16 protein-coding genes and 2 pseudogenes are annotated in these 13,148 nt (G+C 67.2%); 17 read left to right on the top strand and 1 reads right to left on the bottom strand.

Annotated elements, in window-relative coordinates; genetic code table 11:
* Positions 1-69 precede the first annotated feature (69 nt).
* The 11 genes and pseudogenes from hisC to tatC all read left to right on the top strand — a co-directional run bounded on the left by hisC (position 70) and on the right by tatC (position 6,751).
* Positions 70-1,056 (top strand): histidinol-phosphate transaminase, encoded by a 987-nt coding sequence (hisC, locus tag H9L41_RS21320; RefSeq protein WP_265583866.1) that lies wholly within the window; start codon positions 70-72, stop codon positions 1,054-1,056.
* 61 nt (positions 1,057-1,117) lie between these two features.
* Positions 1,118-1,711 (top strand): imidazoleglycerol-phosphate dehydratase HisB, encoded by a 594-nt coding sequence (hisB, locus tag H9L41_RS21315; RefSeq protein ID WP_028447681.1) that lies wholly within the window; start codon positions 1,118-1,120, stop codon positions 1,709-1,711.
* A 36-nt stretch (positions 1,712-1,747) separates the two neighbouring features.
* Positions 1,748-2,415: pseudogene (hisH, locus tag H9L41_RS21310) on the top strand (imidazole glycerol phosphate synthase subunit HisH).
* Between the two features lie 8 nt (positions 2,416-2,423).
* Positions 2,424-3,161 (top strand): 1-(5-phosphoribosyl)-5-[(5-phosphoribosylamino)methylideneamino]imidazole-4-carboxamide isomerase, encoded by a 738-nt coding sequence (gene hisA / locus H9L41_RS21305; protein ID WP_028447679.1) that lies wholly within the window; start codon positions 2,424-2,426, stop codon positions 3,159-3,161.
* Positions 3,162-3,195: 34 nt separating this feature from the next.
* Complete coding sequence (gene hisF / locus H9L41_RS21300; RefSeq protein WP_028447678.1) at positions 3,196-3,969, top strand: imidazole glycerol phosphate synthase subunit HisF; 774 nt, start codon at positions 3,196-3,198, stop codon at positions 3,967-3,969.
* On the top strand, positions 3,966-4,361 hold the full coding sequence (gene hisI, locus H9L41_RS21295; protein WP_028447677.1) for a phosphoribosyl-AMP cyclohydrolase: 396 nt from the start codon (positions 3,966-3,968) through the stop codon (positions 4,359-4,361). Before hisF ends, hisI begins: the two co-directional genes overlap by 4 nt.
* 106 nt (positions 4,362-4,467) lie before the next feature.
* A complete protein-coding gene (locus H9L41_RS21290; protein ID WP_028447676.1) occupies positions 4,468-4,791 on the top strand; it encodes a phosphoribosyl-ATP diphosphatase in 324 nt (107 codons plus the stop codon).
* 4 nt (positions 4,792-4,795) lie between these two features.
* A complete protein-coding gene (locus tag H9L41_RS21285) occupies positions 4,796-5,152 on the top strand; it encodes a histidine triad nucleotide-binding protein (protein ID WP_028447675.1) in 357 nt (118 codons plus the stop codon).
* Positions 5,153-5,303: 151 nt separating this feature from the next.
* Complete coding sequence (tatA, locus tag H9L41_RS21280) at positions 5,304-5,522, top strand: Sec-independent protein translocase subunit TatA (RefSeq protein ID WP_028447674.1); 219 nt, start codon at positions 5,304-5,306, stop codon at positions 5,520-5,522.
* A 9-nt stretch (positions 5,523-5,531) separates the two neighbouring features.
* Positions 5,532-6,011: a Sec-independent protein translocase protein TatB gene (gene tatB / locus H9L41_RS21275; RefSeq protein WP_084300548.1), complete on the top strand. Its 480-nt coding sequence runs from the start codon at positions 5,532-5,534 to the stop codon at positions 6,009-6,011.
* A gap of 3 nt (positions 6,012-6,014) precedes the next feature.
* A pseudogene (gene tatC, locus H9L41_RS21270) lies at positions 6,015-6,751 on the top strand (twin-arginine translocase subunit TatC).
* Positions 6,752-6,956: 205 nt separating this feature from the next.
* On the opposite strand, the gene H9L41_RS21265 reads toward tatC, so the two are convergent.
* Positions 6,957-8,039, bottom strand: coding sequence for a trypsin-like peptidase domain-containing protein (locus tag H9L41_RS21265; protein WP_187523577.1), 1,083 nt, complete (start codon positions 8,037-8,039; stop codon positions 6,957-6,959).
* 38 nt (positions 8,040-8,077) lie between these two features.
* Here H9L41_RS21265 and H9L41_RS21260 point away from each other — a divergent pair, with 38 nt between their 5' ends.
* The 6 genes from H9L41_RS21260 to H9L41_RS21235 all read left to right on the top strand — a co-directional run bounded on the left by H9L41_RS21260 (position 8,078) and on the right by H9L41_RS21235 (position 13,145).
* The gene (locus H9L41_RS21260) at positions 8,078-8,824 is read left to right on the top strand and encodes a Nif3-like dinuclear metal center hexameric protein (RefSeq protein ID WP_028447671.1); all 747 of its coding nucleotides are present in this window, start codon (positions 8,078-8,080) and stop codon (positions 8,822-8,824) included.
* Positions 8,825-9,001: 177 nt separating this feature from the next.
* Positions 9,002-9,589: a ubiquinol-cytochrome c reductase iron-sulfur subunit gene (petA, locus tag H9L41_RS21255; RefSeq protein WP_028447670.1), complete on the top strand. Its 588-nt coding sequence runs from the start codon at positions 9,002-9,004 to the stop codon at positions 9,587-9,589.
* Positions 9,590-9,604: 15 nt separating this feature from the next.
* Positions 9,605-10,960, top strand: a complete 1,356-nt coding sequence (locus tag H9L41_RS21250) for a cytochrome b (protein ID WP_028447669.1) — start codon at positions 9,605-9,607, stop codon at positions 10,958-10,960.
* Positions 10,961-10,978: 18 nt separating this feature from the next.
* Complete coding sequence (locus H9L41_RS21245) at positions 10,979-11,791, top strand: cytochrome c1 (RefSeq protein WP_028447668.1); 813 nt, start codon at positions 10,979-10,981, stop codon at positions 11,789-11,791.
* 152 nt (positions 11,792-11,943) lie between these two features.
* On the top strand, positions 11,944-12,549 hold the full coding sequence (locus H9L41_RS21240; protein ID WP_028447667.1) for a glutathione S-transferase N-terminal domain-containing protein: 606 nt from the start codon (positions 11,944-11,946) through the stop codon (positions 12,547-12,549).
* A gap of 86 nt (positions 12,550-12,635) precedes the next feature.
* Positions 12,636-13,145 carry a ClpXP protease specificity-enhancing factor gene (locus H9L41_RS21235; protein WP_028447666.1) on the top strand — a complete coding sequence of 170 codons (510 nt, stop codon included), beginning with the start codon at positions 12,636-12,638 and terminating at the stop codon, positions 13,143-13,145.
* The last annotated feature ends 3 nt before the right edge of the window (positions 13,146-13,148 follow it).

Here is a 13,148-nt window from a genome sequence, read left to right as displayed (position 1 = left end):
CGCCCAAGACCACGTCCGCCCGAGATCGCCGCCCTGGCCGCCTACCACGTCGCCGACGCGCGTGGCCTGGTGAAGCTCGACGCGATGGAAAACCCGTTCCCGCTGCCCGAGGCGCTGCGCGCCGAGCTCGGCCAGCGGCTGGCCGCCGCCGCGCTGAACCGCTATCCCGATCCGCACGGCGGCGAATTGCCGCAGCGGCTGCGGGCCGCCTTCGCGATCCCCGACGCCGCCGCGCTGCTGTTGGGCAACGGCTCGGACGAGATCATCACCCTGGTCTGCCAGGCGCTGGCGCGGCCGGGCGCCACGCTGCTGGCGGCCGAGCCGTCGTTCGTGATGTACCGCATGAACGCGGTGTTCAGCCGGCTGAACTACGTCGGCGTGCCGCTGCGGCCCGATTTCTCGCTCGACACGCCGGCGATGCTGGCGGCGATCGACGCGCACCGGCCGGCGGTGGTGTTCCTGGCCTATCCGAACAACCCGACCGGCCCGCGCTTCGCGCGCGACGAGGTCAAGGCGGTGCTCGACGCCGCGCCCGGTCTGGTGGTGGTCGACGAGGCCTATACCGCCTTCGCCGAGGACAGCTTCATGGACCTGGCCGGCACCCATCCGCGCCTCTTGGTGATGCGCACGCTGTCCAAGCTCGGCCTGGCCGGCATCCGGCTCGGCTACGCGGCCGGGCCGGCCGACTGGATCGCCGAGCTCGACAAGGTGCGGCCGCCATACAATGTCAACGTGCTGACCCAGGCCGCCGCGCTGTTCGCGCTCGATCACCTGGCGGTGTTCGAGGCCCAGGCCGCCGTGCTGCGGCAGGAGCGCGCCCGCCTGCACGCCGCGCTGGCAGCGCTGCCCGGCGTGACCGCCTTCGCCTCCGAGGCCAATTTCGTGCTCGCCCGCCTGCCCGACGCGCCGCGCGCCTTCGCTGCGCTCAAGGCCGCCGGCGTGCTGATCAAGAGCTTGCACGGCGGCCATCCGCTGTTGAATCATTGCCTGCGCTTCACCGTCGGCACGCCCGCCGAGAACGACCGCGTGATCGCGGCCCTGCCCGACTGCCTGTAAACCGCCCCGCCGGCTCGAGCGCGGGTGCGCGCCGACCGCCGGGACTCGAAAGCCCCAAGCCATGCGACTAGCCACCGTCACCCGCAACACGCTGGAAACCCAGATCACCGTCGAGATCAATCTCGACGGCAGCGGCAAAGGCCGCTTCGATACCGGCGTGCCCTTCCTCGAACACATGCTCGACCAGGTGGCGCGCCACGGCCTGATCGACCTCGACATCCATGCCCGCGGCGACCTGCACATCGATGCCCACCATACGGTCGAGGACATCGGCATCACGCTGGGCCAGGCACTGGCCCGCGCGGTCGGCGACAAGAAGGGCATCCGCCGCTACGGCCACAGCTACGTGCCGCTCGACGAGGCGCTGAGCCGGGTGGTGATCGACCTGTCGGGCCGGCCGGGCCTGAGCTACGGCGTCGAATACACGCGCGCCAGCATCGGCCAGTTCGATGTCGACCTGTTCAGCGAGTTCTTCCACGGTTTCGTCAACCACGGCATGGTCACCCTGCACATCGACAACCTGAAGGGCAGCAACGCCCACCACCAGGCCGAGACCATCTTCAAGGCCTTCGGCCGCGCGCTGCGCATGGCGGTGGAGGTCGACGAGCGCGCCGCCGGGGCAATGCCGTCGACCAAAGGCACCCTGACCGCGTAAGCGATTCGTCCGATCCTAGCCAGGAATCCTTCGATCATGAAAATCGCCGTCGTCGACTACGGCATGGGCAATCTCCGCTCGGTCACCCACGCGCTCGAGCATGTCGCGCCGGAGGCGCGGATCGTGTTGACCAGCGACGCCGCCGAGATTGCCGGCGCCGACAAGGTGGTGTTCCCCGGCCAGGGCGCCATGCGCGACTGCGTGCGCGAGCTCGACCGGCGCGAACTGCGCGGCGCGGTGCTCGAGGCGGCGCGCGGCAAGCCCTTCCTCGGCATCTGCGTCGGCGCCCAGCTGCTGTTCGACAGCAGCGAGGAGGGCGCCGGGGCCGGCGAACGGACCGCCGCGCTCGGCGTGTTTCCCGGCCAGGTGCTGCGCTTCCCGGCCGAGCGCATGCGCTCGGACGCGGGCGAGCGGCTCAAGGTGCCGCACATGGGCTGGAACGAAGTGCGCCAGGTGCAGGCCCATCCGCTGTGGGAGGGTATCGCCGACGGCGCGCGCTTCTACTTCGTCCACAGCTACTACATGCAGACGCCCGATCCGGCGCTGGTCGCGGGGGAAAGCGAATACCCTTCGCCTTCACCGTGGCGGTGGCCCGCGCTAATATCTTCGCCACCCAGTTCCACCCCGAAAAAAGCCACCAGGCCGGCCTCAGGCTGCTCGCGAACTTCGCGGCCTGGGATGGTACGGTCCAACCCGCCCGATAAGACCCATCATGCTCATCATTCCCGCCATCGACCTCAAAGACGGCCAGTGCGTGCGCCTCAAGCAAGGCGAAATGGACTCCGCCGACGTGTTCGGCGACCCGGCCGAGATGGCCGAGCGCTGGCTGGAGGCCGGCGCCCGGCGGCTGCATCTGGTCGACCTCAACGGCGCCTTCGCCGGCAAGCCGAAGAACCTCGACGCGGTGCGCGCCATCCTCGAGGTGGTCGGCAGCGAGATCCCGGTCCAGCTCGGCGGCGGCATCCGCGACCTCAACACCATCGAGCGCTACCTCGACGCCGGCCTGCGCTACGTGATCATCGGCACCGCCGCGGTGAAGAACCCCGGCTTCCTGCACGAAGCCTGCGACGCGTTTCCGGGCGCGGTGATCGTCGGCCTCGACGCGCGCGACGGCAAGGTCGCCACCGACGGTTGGAGCAAGATCACCGGCCACGACGTGGTCGACCTGGCGCGCCGCTTCGAGGATTACGGCGTCGAATCGGTGATCTACACCGACATCGGCCGCGACGGCATGCTCAGCGGCATCAACATCGAGGCCACGGTCAAGCTGGCGCGCGAACTGTCGGTGCCGGTGATCGCCTCGGGCGGGCTGACCAACCTGGACGACGTCGACGCGCTGTGCGACGTGGCCGGCGAGGGCGTCGGCGGCGTGATCGCCGGCCGCTCGATCTACCAGGGCACGCTCGACTTCGCCGCGGCCCAGCAGCGGGCCGACGCCCGCAGCGCCTGAGCCGGGCCCCCATTTCCATTCCACGATCGCGCCCATGCTCGCCAAACGCATCATCCCCTGTCTCGACGTCACCGCCGGCCGCGTGGTCAAGGGCGTCAACTTCGTCGGCCTGCGCGACGCCGGCGACCCGGTCGAGATCGCCCGCCGCTACGACCAGCAGGGCGCCGACGAGCTGACCTTCCTCGACATCACGGCGAGCTCGGACAACCGCGACCTGATCCTCGACATCATCGAGGCGGTGGCCGAGCAGGTCTTCATCCCGCTCACCGTCGGCGGCGGCGTGCGCCGCGCCGAGGACGTGCGGCGGCTGCTCAACGCCGGCGCCGACAAGGTCGGCATCAATACCACCGCGGTCACCCATCCCGAGGTGGTCGAGGAGGCCGCCGGCTACTTCGGCTCGCAGGCCATCGTGGTGGCGATCGACGCCAAGCGCGTCGCCACGGCCGCGGGCGAGCCGGCGCGCTGGGAGGTGTTCACCCACGGCGGCCGCAACGCCACCGGCCTCGACGCGGTGCAGTGGGCGCGCGAGATGCAGCGCCGCGGCGCCGGCGAGATCCTGCTGACCAGCATGGACCGCGACGGCACGCGCTCGGGTTTCGACCTGGCGCTGACGCGTGCAGTCAGCGATGCGGTCGACATCCCGGTGATCGCCTCCGGCGGCGTCGGCAAGCTGCAGGACCTGGCCGACGGCATCGTGCTCGGCCATGCCGACGCGGTGCTGGCCGCCAGCATCTTCCACTTCGGCGACCACACGGTCGGCGAGGCCAAGCGGCTGATGCGCGAACAGGGCATCGAGGTGCGGCTATGAGCTGGCTCGACGAGGTGCGCTGGGACGATCGCGGCCTGGTCACCGCGATCGCCCAGGACGCCGTCAGCGGCCGCGTGCTGATGGTGGCCTGGATGAACCGCGAATCGCTCGCGCTCACCGCCGAGACCGGCATCGCCCACTACTGGTCGCGTTCGCGCGCCAGGCTGTGGAAGAAGGGCGAGGAGTCGGGCCACCTGCAGACGGTGCGCGAGCTGCGGCTCGATTGCGACGGCGACGTGATCGTCATGCAGATCGAGCAGGCCGGCGGCATCGCCTGCCATACCGGCCGCGAGAGCTGCCTGTTCCGCCGGCTGGTCGACGGCGAATGGCGCGTCGTCGACCCGGTGCTGAAAGACCCGCACGCCATCTACGCCGATCCGCACGGCCACTGATTTCCCCGCCGCGACCGTCGCGGCCTTGCCCGGCCGCGGCTGCGACTTGTAACCCAAGTGTCGCAATCCCTGCCTATAATCGCCCGTCCCGCAGAGCCTCCCAGCCATGGTCAGCCCAGACATCCTCCAACGCCTTGCCGCCACGCTCGACGCGCGCAAGGGCGCCGATCCCGCCAGCTCCTACACCGCCCGCCTGATGCACCAGGGCGTCGACGCGATCTGCAAGAAGATCGGCGAGGAAGCGGTGGAGACCGTGCTGGCCGCCAAGGACGGCGACCGGCTGCACCTGGTGCGCGAGGTGGCCGACCTGTGGTTTCACAGCATGGTGCTGCTGTCGCAGCAGGGCCTGGGACCGGACGACGTGCTGGCCGAGCTGGCGCGGCGCGAAGGCATCTCCGGCATCGACGAAAAGAATTCCCGCAAGGAGTGAAGACGTGAGCGGCTGCATCTTCTGCCGGATCGCCCAAGGCGAGATCCCGGCCAAAAAGGTCTACGAGGACGATGAATTCATCGCCTTCCACGACATCAACCCGGTCGCGAACGTTCACTTCCTGATCGTGCCCAAGCGGCATATCGAGTCGCTGCTGGAGGTCGCGCCCGGCGACGAAGCGCTGCTGGGCCGCGCATTGGCGCTGGCGCCGCGGCTGGCGCGCGAGCAGGGCCTGGGCGAAGGCTTCCGCACCATGATCAATACCGGCGCCAAGGGCGGCCAGTCGGTCTTCCACCTGCATCTGCACGTGTTCGGCGGCGGCGGCAAGGCCGAGGCGGCGATGGCACAGGTCATGCAATAGCGCATCGCGGCATGCGCCTTTGCGGGGCGGCATGCTGCTTTTGAAACATTCCACGGTGTCGCGCGCTGCGTTCCGAACGGTTCGCGGGGCGCGCAGCCCGGTCGACTTATCATTGTGGCGCCCTGCGCCACGCCACTCTGGAGTAATCGCAATGGGTTCGTTCAGCATCTGGCATTGGCTGATTGTGCTGGTCATCGTCGTGCTGGTGTTCGGCACCAAGAAGCTCGGCAACGTCGGCAAGGATCTCGGTTCGGCGGTGAAGGGTTTCAAGGAAGGCATGAAGAACGAGGAAGACACGCCCAAGATCGCCGAGAAGGAAGTCGGCGGCAGCCGCGTGTTCGACAACGACGCCAGCAAAGACAAGCGTTAAGCGCGTCCTGTGTTCGACATCAGTTTTGGCGAACTGCTGATCATCGGCGCCGTCGCGCTGGTGGTGATCGGCCCCGAGCGGCTGCCCAAGGTGGCGCGCACGGTCGGTGCCCTGGTCGGCCGCCTGCAGCGCTACGTCGCCGGCGTGAAGGCCGACATCCAGCGCGAGATCGAGATCGACAGCCTGCGCAAGCTCGAGGCCGAGATGAACGAGGCCGGCCGCAAGATCGGCGCCGAGATCACCTCCGGCTTCGATCCGATGCGGCAAGCGGTGCAGGAGACCGGCGAGGCGGCGCGCGAAGCGCTGAGCGAGCCGCCCGCGCACAGCGAATCGGTCGCCGGTGAAGCGGCTGCCGCACCGGCCGATTCCGCCGCGGCCGTCGCAGCACCCGTCGACGACAAGCAGTTCGACCTGTTCACCCGGCCGCCGCTCGAGACCGAGCCGGTGACGCTGCCCGTCATCCATCCTCCCGAACGCGATCGGCGCTGATCCATGCAAGAAGAACTGCAACCGCTGGTCGAGCACCTGATCGAGCTGCGCACCCGGCTGGTCCGCGCCGCCGGCCTGCTGGTCGTGGTGTTCCTGATCCTGTTCCACTGGTCGGGCGACCTCTACCACCTGCTGGCGCTGCCGATGCTCAAGGCGATGAAGGCCGGCAGCCAGATGATCGCGACCGACGTCACCGCGACCTTCTTCGTACCGCTCAAGGTCACCGCCATGGTGGCCTTCCTGATCACCTTGCCGCACTCGATGTACCAGGCATGGGCCTTCGTCGCGCCGGGGCTCTACCAGCACGAGAAGAAGCTGGTGCTGCCGCTGCTGGTGTCGAGCGTGTTCCTGTTCGCGATCGGCATGGCCTTCGCCTACTTCTTCGTCTTCCCGGTGGTGTTCGGCTTCATGACGGCCGCGACGCCCGAGGGCGTGGCGATGATGACCGACATCGACAAGTACCTGAGCTTCGTGCTCGGCATGTTCCTGTCCTTCGGCGCCACCTTCGAGACGCCGGTGGTGGTGATCGTGCTGGTGCGCATGGCATCGTCAGCATCGCCAAGCTGCGCGAGGCGCGGCCCTACGTGATCGTCGGCGCCTTCGTGGTGGCCGCGGTGGTGACGCCGCCCGACGTGATGTCGCAGGTGATGCTGGCCGTGCCGCTGTGGCTGCTGTTCGAGCTGGGCCTGATCCTGTCGGCCTGGCTGATCCCGGTGCCGAAGGCCGAGGAAAGCAGCTGAGCGGATTGCGGCGAGCTGGATTCCAGCGGGCCGGACGAAGATGTGAAAACGCCACCTCCGAGAGGTGGCGTTTGCATTTTGCCGAGCGCGAATTGCGGATCGGGATCGAAATCCCGGCCCGCTCACTCGTCCGGCTGCGCCGCGGTCTCGATGCGCGGCCGCTTGCCGACCTTGACCCTGAACTCGAGCGGCTTGCCGCCGCGGATCACGTCGACCTGGGTCTCGGTGCCGGGGGCTGGCCGGCCACCGCGTTGAGCATGCTGGAGAAGTCCGCCACCGGCGTGCGGGCGACCGCGATCAGCACGTCGCCGGGCTTGAGGCCGGCACGGTCGGCCGGGCCGCCGCGCACCACGCCGTTGATCAGCACGCCGGCCGGTTTGGACAGGCCGAAGCTGGCCGCCAGTTCGGGCGTCAGGTCCTGCGTCTCCACCCCGATCCAGCCGCGCGTGACCGCGCCGTCCTTGATGATCTCCTCCATCACCGTCTTCACCGTCGACGAGGGGATGGCGAAGCCGATGCCCATGCTGCCGCCGGTCCGCGAATAGATCGCGCTGTTGATGCCGACCAGGTTGCCCTGCGCATCGACCAGCGCGCCGCCCGAGTTGCCCGGGTTGATCGCGGCGTCGGTCTGGATGAAGTTCTCGAAGGTATTGATGCCGAAGCCGGTGCGGCCGAGTGCCGAGACGATGCCCATGGTGACGGTCTGGCCGACGCCGAACGGGTTGCCGATCGCCAGCACCACGTCGCCGACGTTGAGCTTGTCGACCTGGCCGAAGGTGATGGCCGGCAGCTTGTCGAGCTCGATCTTGATCACGGCGAGGTCGGTGTCCGGATCGGTGCCGACCACCACGGCCGATACGCTGCGGCCGTCCGACAGCGCGACCTCGATCTCGTCGGCCGAGGCCACCACGTGGTTGTTGGTGACGATATAGCCCTGGGTCGACACGATCACGCCCGAGCCGAGGCTCGAGGTGCGCTGGTTGTCGTTGCCCTCGAAGCGGTCGCCGAAGAAGCGGCGGAACAGCGGATCGTCGAGCAGCGGATGGCGCTTCTGCTTGATTTCCTTGCTGGTATAGATGTTCACCACGCTGGGCATGGCGTGGCGCACGGCGCCGCTGTAGCTGGTCTGCCCCAGCAACGGGGCGGGTGCGGTCGGCAGGGCCTGGGTCAGCGTGACCACCTCGGCCATCGGCTTGGGCAGCCAGGCCGGCTTGAGCAGGGTGAGCAGGAACCAGAGCGCCAGGCCGACGGTGGTGGTTTGTGCGAAAATCAGCCAGAGTTTTTTCATTGAACAGGCGCTTCGACGCGGCCTCGAGAGTTGCAGCTATGTTATTGCGCGAACTGGAAAATTATACCGGACAACTGCTCCAGCTCGATCGCTTCAAGGATTATGCCCCGAACGGATTGCAAGTCGAGGGACGCGCCGAAGTCGGCCGGCTGGTCTGCGGCGTCACCGCCAGCGAGGCGCTGATCGATGCTGCCATCGCCTGGCAGGCCGACGCGATCCTGGTCCACCACGGTTATTTCTGGCGCAACGAGGATGCGCGCGTGGTCGGCACCAAGCGGCGGCGGCTGGCTAAGCTGCTGGCGCACGACATCGGCCTGCTGGCCTATCACCTGCCGCTCGACGCCCACCCGGAGCTCGGCAACAACGCCCAGCTCGGGCTGCGGCTCGGCCTGGTCGGCGAAGGCCGCTTCGGCGAGCAGTCGCTCGGCTGGTACGGCGCGCCGGAGGCCGCGACCACGCTGGGCGAATTCGCCGCGCGCGTCGAGGCCGCGCTCGGCCGCCGGCCGGTGGTGATCGGCGATCCGGCCTGGCCCTTGCACCGGGTCGGCTGGTGCAGCGGCGGCGCGCAGGGCTATTTCGGCGAGGCGATCGCGGCCGGTTGCGACGCCTACCTGACCGGCGAGGCGTCCGAGCACAACTACCACGCCGCGCTCGAACACGGCGTCGGCTTCATCGCCGCCGGCCACCACGCCAGCGAGCGCTACGGCGTGCAGGCGCTGGCGGCCCACCTGGCCGGGCAGTTCGGCCTAGAGTGGCGTTACGTCGAGCTCGACAACCCGATCTGACCGGTCCAGGCGCTTCGGATCGCACGTTCGATCAAAGCGATTGACCCACCGCGCGGCCGGCCGGTGGCCCCGCCAATAACCACAGCGCTGCAAAGGCTTATCCTGGCCGGGCGAATCGGTTAAAATTCCCGAGTTAAGCCTCCTCATTCTTAAAAGTCACAAAGTCAGGGACTGGGTATGACGAATCAAGTGGATAACAGCAAGCGGCGCTTCCTGACGCTCGCGACCGGCGCCGTCGGCGGCGTCGCGGTGGTCGGTGTCGCCACGCCGTTCATCGCCAGCTTCTTCCCGTCCGAGCGTGCCAAGGCAGCCGGCGCACCGGTAGAAGTCGACATCAGCAAGCTCGAACCCGGTCAGAAGATCGACGTCGAGTGGCGCGGCAAGCCGGTGTGGGTGGTCAACCGCACCAAGGAAATGGTCGACAACCTGGCCAAGGTCGAGTCCAAGCTGGTCGACGTCACGTCCGACAGCAGCGAGCAGCCCGACTATGCCAAGAACAAGCTGCGCTCGCGCGAGGATCACGCCAACATCTGGATCGCGCTGGGCGTGTGCACCCACCTCGGCTGCTCGCCGACCTTCCGTCCCGACATCGCTCCGGCCGATCTGGGCGCCGACTGGGTGGGCGGCTTCTACTGCCCCTGCCACGGCTCCAAGTTCGACCTGGCCGGCCGCGTCTATTCCGGCGTTCCCGCGCCGAAGAACCTGGTCATCCCGCCCTACAAGTACCTCAGCGCCACCACGGTGCTGGTCGGCGAAGACAAATAAGAGGGAAGGACCGACATGAGCAAGCTGCAAGCCCTGAGCAACACGGTCATGACCTGGGTCGACGACCGTTTCCCGGCGACGAAGATGTACAAGGAGCACATGTCCGAGTACTACGCGCCGAAGAACTTCAACTTCTGGTACTACTTCGGTTCGCTGGCGCTCCTGGTGCTGGTGATCCAGATCGTCACCGGCATCTTCCTGACGATGAACTACAAGCCGGACGGCTCGCTGCTGCCCGGCACCAACGTCTCGGTCGCCTTCACCTCGGTCGAGTACATCATGCGCGACGTGGCCGGCGGCTGGATCATCCGCTACATGCACTCGACCGGCGCCTCGATGTTCTTCGTGGTGGTCTACCTGCACATGTTCCGCGGCCTCGTCTACGGCTCCTACAAGCAGCCGCGCGAGCTGATCTGGATCTTCGGCATGCTGATCTTCCTGTGCCTGATGGCCGAAGCCTTCCTCGGCTACCTGCTGCCGTGGGGCCAGATGTCGTTCTGGGGCGCCCAGGTGATCGTGAACCTGTTCAGCTCGATCCCGGTCATTGGCCCGGACCTGTCGGTGTGGATCCGCGGCGACTTCGTGGTGTCCGACGCGACGCTGAACCGCTTCTTCGCGCTGCACGTGATCGCCGTGCCGCTGGTGCTGCTGGCCCTGGTGGTCGCCCACCTGGTGGCGCTGCACGAAGTCGGCTCGAACAACCCCGACGGCGTCGAGATCAAGAAGCACAAGGATCCCAAGACCGGCATCCCGCTCGACGGCATCGGCTTCCACCCGTACTACACGGTGAAGGACATCTTCGGCGTCGCGGTCTTCCTGGTCATCTTCAGCTACGTGGTGTTCTTCGCGCCTGAAATGGGCGGCTTCTTCCTCGAGCATCCGAACTTCGACCCGGCCGATCCGCTGAAGACCCCGCCGCATATCGCACCGGTCTGGTACTTCACGCCGTTCTACGCGATCCTGCGCGCGATCCCGTCCTTCCTGGGGACCCAGGTCTGGGGCGTGATCGGCATGGGTGCCGCGGTGGTCATCATCGCCTTCCTGCCCTGGCTCGACCGCAGCCCGATCAAGTCGATCCGCTACCGCGGCCGCAAGTTCAAGATCGCGCTGGTGCTGTTCCTGATCTCCTTCATCGGCCTCGGCATCCTGGGCGCCAAGGCGCCGACCGACCTGCGCACCATCCTGTCGCAGATCTTCAGCGTGATCTACTTCGGCTTCTTCCTCGGCATGCCGTTCTTCACCAAGAACGACCCGGGCAGCGTGCCGGTTCCCGATCGCGTCACCGATACCAATACCCATCGCCAGCTGGCTTTCCTGATGTACGTCGGCATCGCCGTGATCGGCGCCTTCGTGTTCGCCAAGCTGGTCTGACAAGGGAGACGGACAAAGATGAAAAACAAGATCGCTCAGATCCTCGCCGCCTGCGCGCTGCTGCTGCCGGTGGCCGCCACGGCGTCGACCGAGGTCGCGCTGGACGCCGCCCCGCTCAACGTGCGCGACGCCGAGTCGGTGCAGCGCGGTGCCCAGCTGTTCGTCAACTACTGCCTGTCCTGCCACGGCGCCGCCGCCATGCGCTACAACCGGCTGCTAGATCTCGGCCTGACCGAACAGCAGGTGAAGGACAACCTGATGTTCACCACCGAGAAGATCGGCGAGCCGATGCGCGTGGCCATGCAGGCCAAGGACGGCAAGGCCTGGTTCGGCGCCACGCCGCCGGACCTGTCGCTGGTCGCCCGCTCGCGCGGCGCCGACTGGCTCTATACCTACCTGCGCAGCTTCTACCGCGACGAAAGCCGGCCGACCGGCTGGAACAACGCGGTGTTCGACAAGGTCGGCATGCCGCACGTGCTGTGGCAGCTGCAGGGCGACCTCGAGCTGCGCAAGGTCGAAGGCGAAGGCCACGGCGAAGAGGCGAAGGGCAACGTGGTGCGCTCGTGGCAGACCCACGAAGGCCACAAGGTCGAGACCCACGAGCTGGTGCTGGTCAAGCCCGGTTCGCTGACCCGCCTGGCCGACGGCAAGGCCAACACCTTCGACTACGACAACAAGATGGCCGACCTGACCAACTACCTGGTCTGGATGGGCGAGCCGGCGCAGGTGACGCGCCAGCACATCGGCTACGGCGTGCTGCTGTTCCTGATGTTCATCCTGGTGCCGATGGCCTACCTGCTGAAGAAGGAATACTGGCGCGACATCCATTGATCGATGCTCGCCAGCATGGAAAAGCGGAAGGTAAAACTTCCGCTTTTTTCTTTTTAATCATTGACTTATCTTGATTTTGTGGATTTCGTCATAGACGAAATGATAAAATCCCGTTCTTACCTATCCTTGCCGTCGATGGAGTTCCTACCGATATGATGACCCTGTATTCCGGCACCTCCTGCCCCTTCAGCCACCGTTGCCGCATCGTCCTGTTCGAGAAGGGCATGGACTTCCAGATCGTCGACGTGGACATGCACAACAAGCCGGAAGACCTGGCGGTGATGAACCCGTACAACGAAGTGCCGGTGCTGGTCGAGCGCGACCTGGTGCTGTACGAGTCGAACATCATCAACGAGTACATCGACGAGCGCTTCCCGCACCCGCAGCTGATGCCGGCCGATCCGATCATGCGCGGCCGCGCCCGCCTGATGCTGCACAACTTCGAGCGCGAGCTGTTCGTGCACGTGAAGGTGCTCGAGACCAGCGGCACCTCGAAGAAGGATCTGGAGAAGGCCCGCGGCGTGATCCGCGACAACCTCGGCCAGATCGCGCCGATCTTCGCCAAGCAGAAGTTCATGCTGGGCGAGGAGTTCTCGATGCTCGACGTGGCTATCGCTCCGCTGCTGTGGCGCCTGGAGCACTACGGCGTGGAAGTGTCCAAGCCGATGGCGCCGATCCTCAAGTACGCCGAGCGCCTGTTCGGCCGCCAGGCCTTCATCGATTCGATGACGCCGAACGAAAAGGCCATGCGCAAGTAATACCCGTCCGGGCCGGAACGCGGCGCAGCCGTGCCGCGTTCCTCGCCCCGCAGTCCCGCCTCCACGCTCCAATCCCGCGGTCCGCCATGAAATCCGTCCCGATCAAGCCCTACCTGCTGCGCGCCATCCATGAGTGGTGTTCCGACCACGGCCACACGCCCTATATGGTGGTGGCGGTGAAGGGCACCATGCAGGTGCCGATGGAATACGTGAAGGGCGGCGAGATCACGCTCAACGTGAGCTACAACGCCACCCGCAACCTGCAGCTCGGCGACGACTACGTGCGCTTCTCGGCGCGCTTCAACGGCGTCAGCCGCGACATCTTCGTGCCGGTCGGCGCGGTGGTCTCGCTGTTCGCGCGCGAGACCGGCGAGGGCATGGCCTGGGAGCCGGAATTCGACGGCAGCGAAGTCATGCCGGAACGCGTGGCGCCGCTGCGCGCGGTCTCCAGCGAGCCCGAGGCGGCCCCGGCCGAGGCCGCGCCGGTGGATGCCGAAGTCGCCGAGGCCGAGCCGGCCGTGGCCCGCGCCGAGGACGACGACGACAAACCCACCCCGCCGCCGGCCGGCCGCGGCCACCTGCGCGTGGTGAAGTAAGGC

The sequence above is a fragment of the Chitinimonas koreensis genome (genome assembly GCF_014353015.1).
GTDB lineage: Bacteria > Pseudomonadota > Gammaproteobacteria > Burkholderiales > Chitinimonadaceae > Chitinimonas > Chitinimonas koreensis.
This window is presented reverse-complemented; position numbering and strand designations above follow the sequence as displayed.

Excerpts from the sequence above, each read along its gene's own strand:
- hisB (WP_028447681.1), top strand. The coding sequence starts at position 1,118 with ATGCGACTAGCCACCGTCACCCGCAACACGCTGGAAACCCAGATCACC.
- hisA (WP_028447679.1), top strand. The coding sequence starts at position 2,424 with ATGCTCATCATTCCCGCCATCGACCTCAAAGACGGCCAGTGCGTGCGC.
- hisF (WP_028447678.1), top strand. The coding sequence starts at position 3,196 with ATGCTCGCCAAACGCATCATCCCCTGTCTCGACGTCACCGCCGGCCGC.
- hisI (WP_028447677.1), top strand. The coding sequence starts at position 3,966 with ATGAGCTGGCTCGACGAGGTGCGCTGGGACGATCGCGGCCTGGTCACC.
- H9L41_RS21290 (WP_028447676.1), top strand. The coding sequence starts at position 4,468 with ATGGTCAGCCCAGACATCCTCCAACGCCTTGCCGCCACGCTCGACGCG.
- tatA (WP_028447674.1), top strand. The coding sequence starts at position 5,304 with ATGGGTTCGTTCAGCATCTGGCATTGGCTGATTGTGCTGGTCATCGTC.
- H9L41_RS21265 (WP_187523577.1), bottom strand. The coding sequence starts at position 8,039 with ATGAAAAAACTCTGGCTGATTTTCGCACAAACCACCACCGTCGGCCTG.
- H9L41_RS21260 (WP_028447671.1), top strand. The coding sequence starts at position 8,078 with ATGTTATTGCGCGAACTGGAAAATTATACCGGACAACTGCTCCAGCTC.
- petA (WP_028447670.1), top strand. The coding sequence starts at position 9,002 with ATGACGAATCAAGTGGATAACAGCAAGCGGCGCTTCCTGACGCTCGCG.
- H9L41_RS21250 (WP_028447669.1), top strand. The coding sequence starts at position 9,605 with ATGAGCAAGCTGCAAGCCCTGAGCAACACGGTCATGACCTGGGTCGAC.
- H9L41_RS21245 (WP_028447668.1), top strand. The coding sequence starts at position 10,979 with ATGAAAAACAAGATCGCTCAGATCCTCGCCGCCTGCGCGCTGCTGCTG.
- H9L41_RS21240 (WP_028447667.1), top strand. The coding sequence starts at position 11,944 with ATGATGACCCTGTATTCCGGCACCTCCTGCCCCTTCAGCCACCGTTGC.
- H9L41_RS21235 (WP_028447666.1), top strand. The coding sequence starts at position 12,636 with ATGAAATCCGTCCCGATCAAGCCCTACCTGCTGCGCGCCATCCATGAG.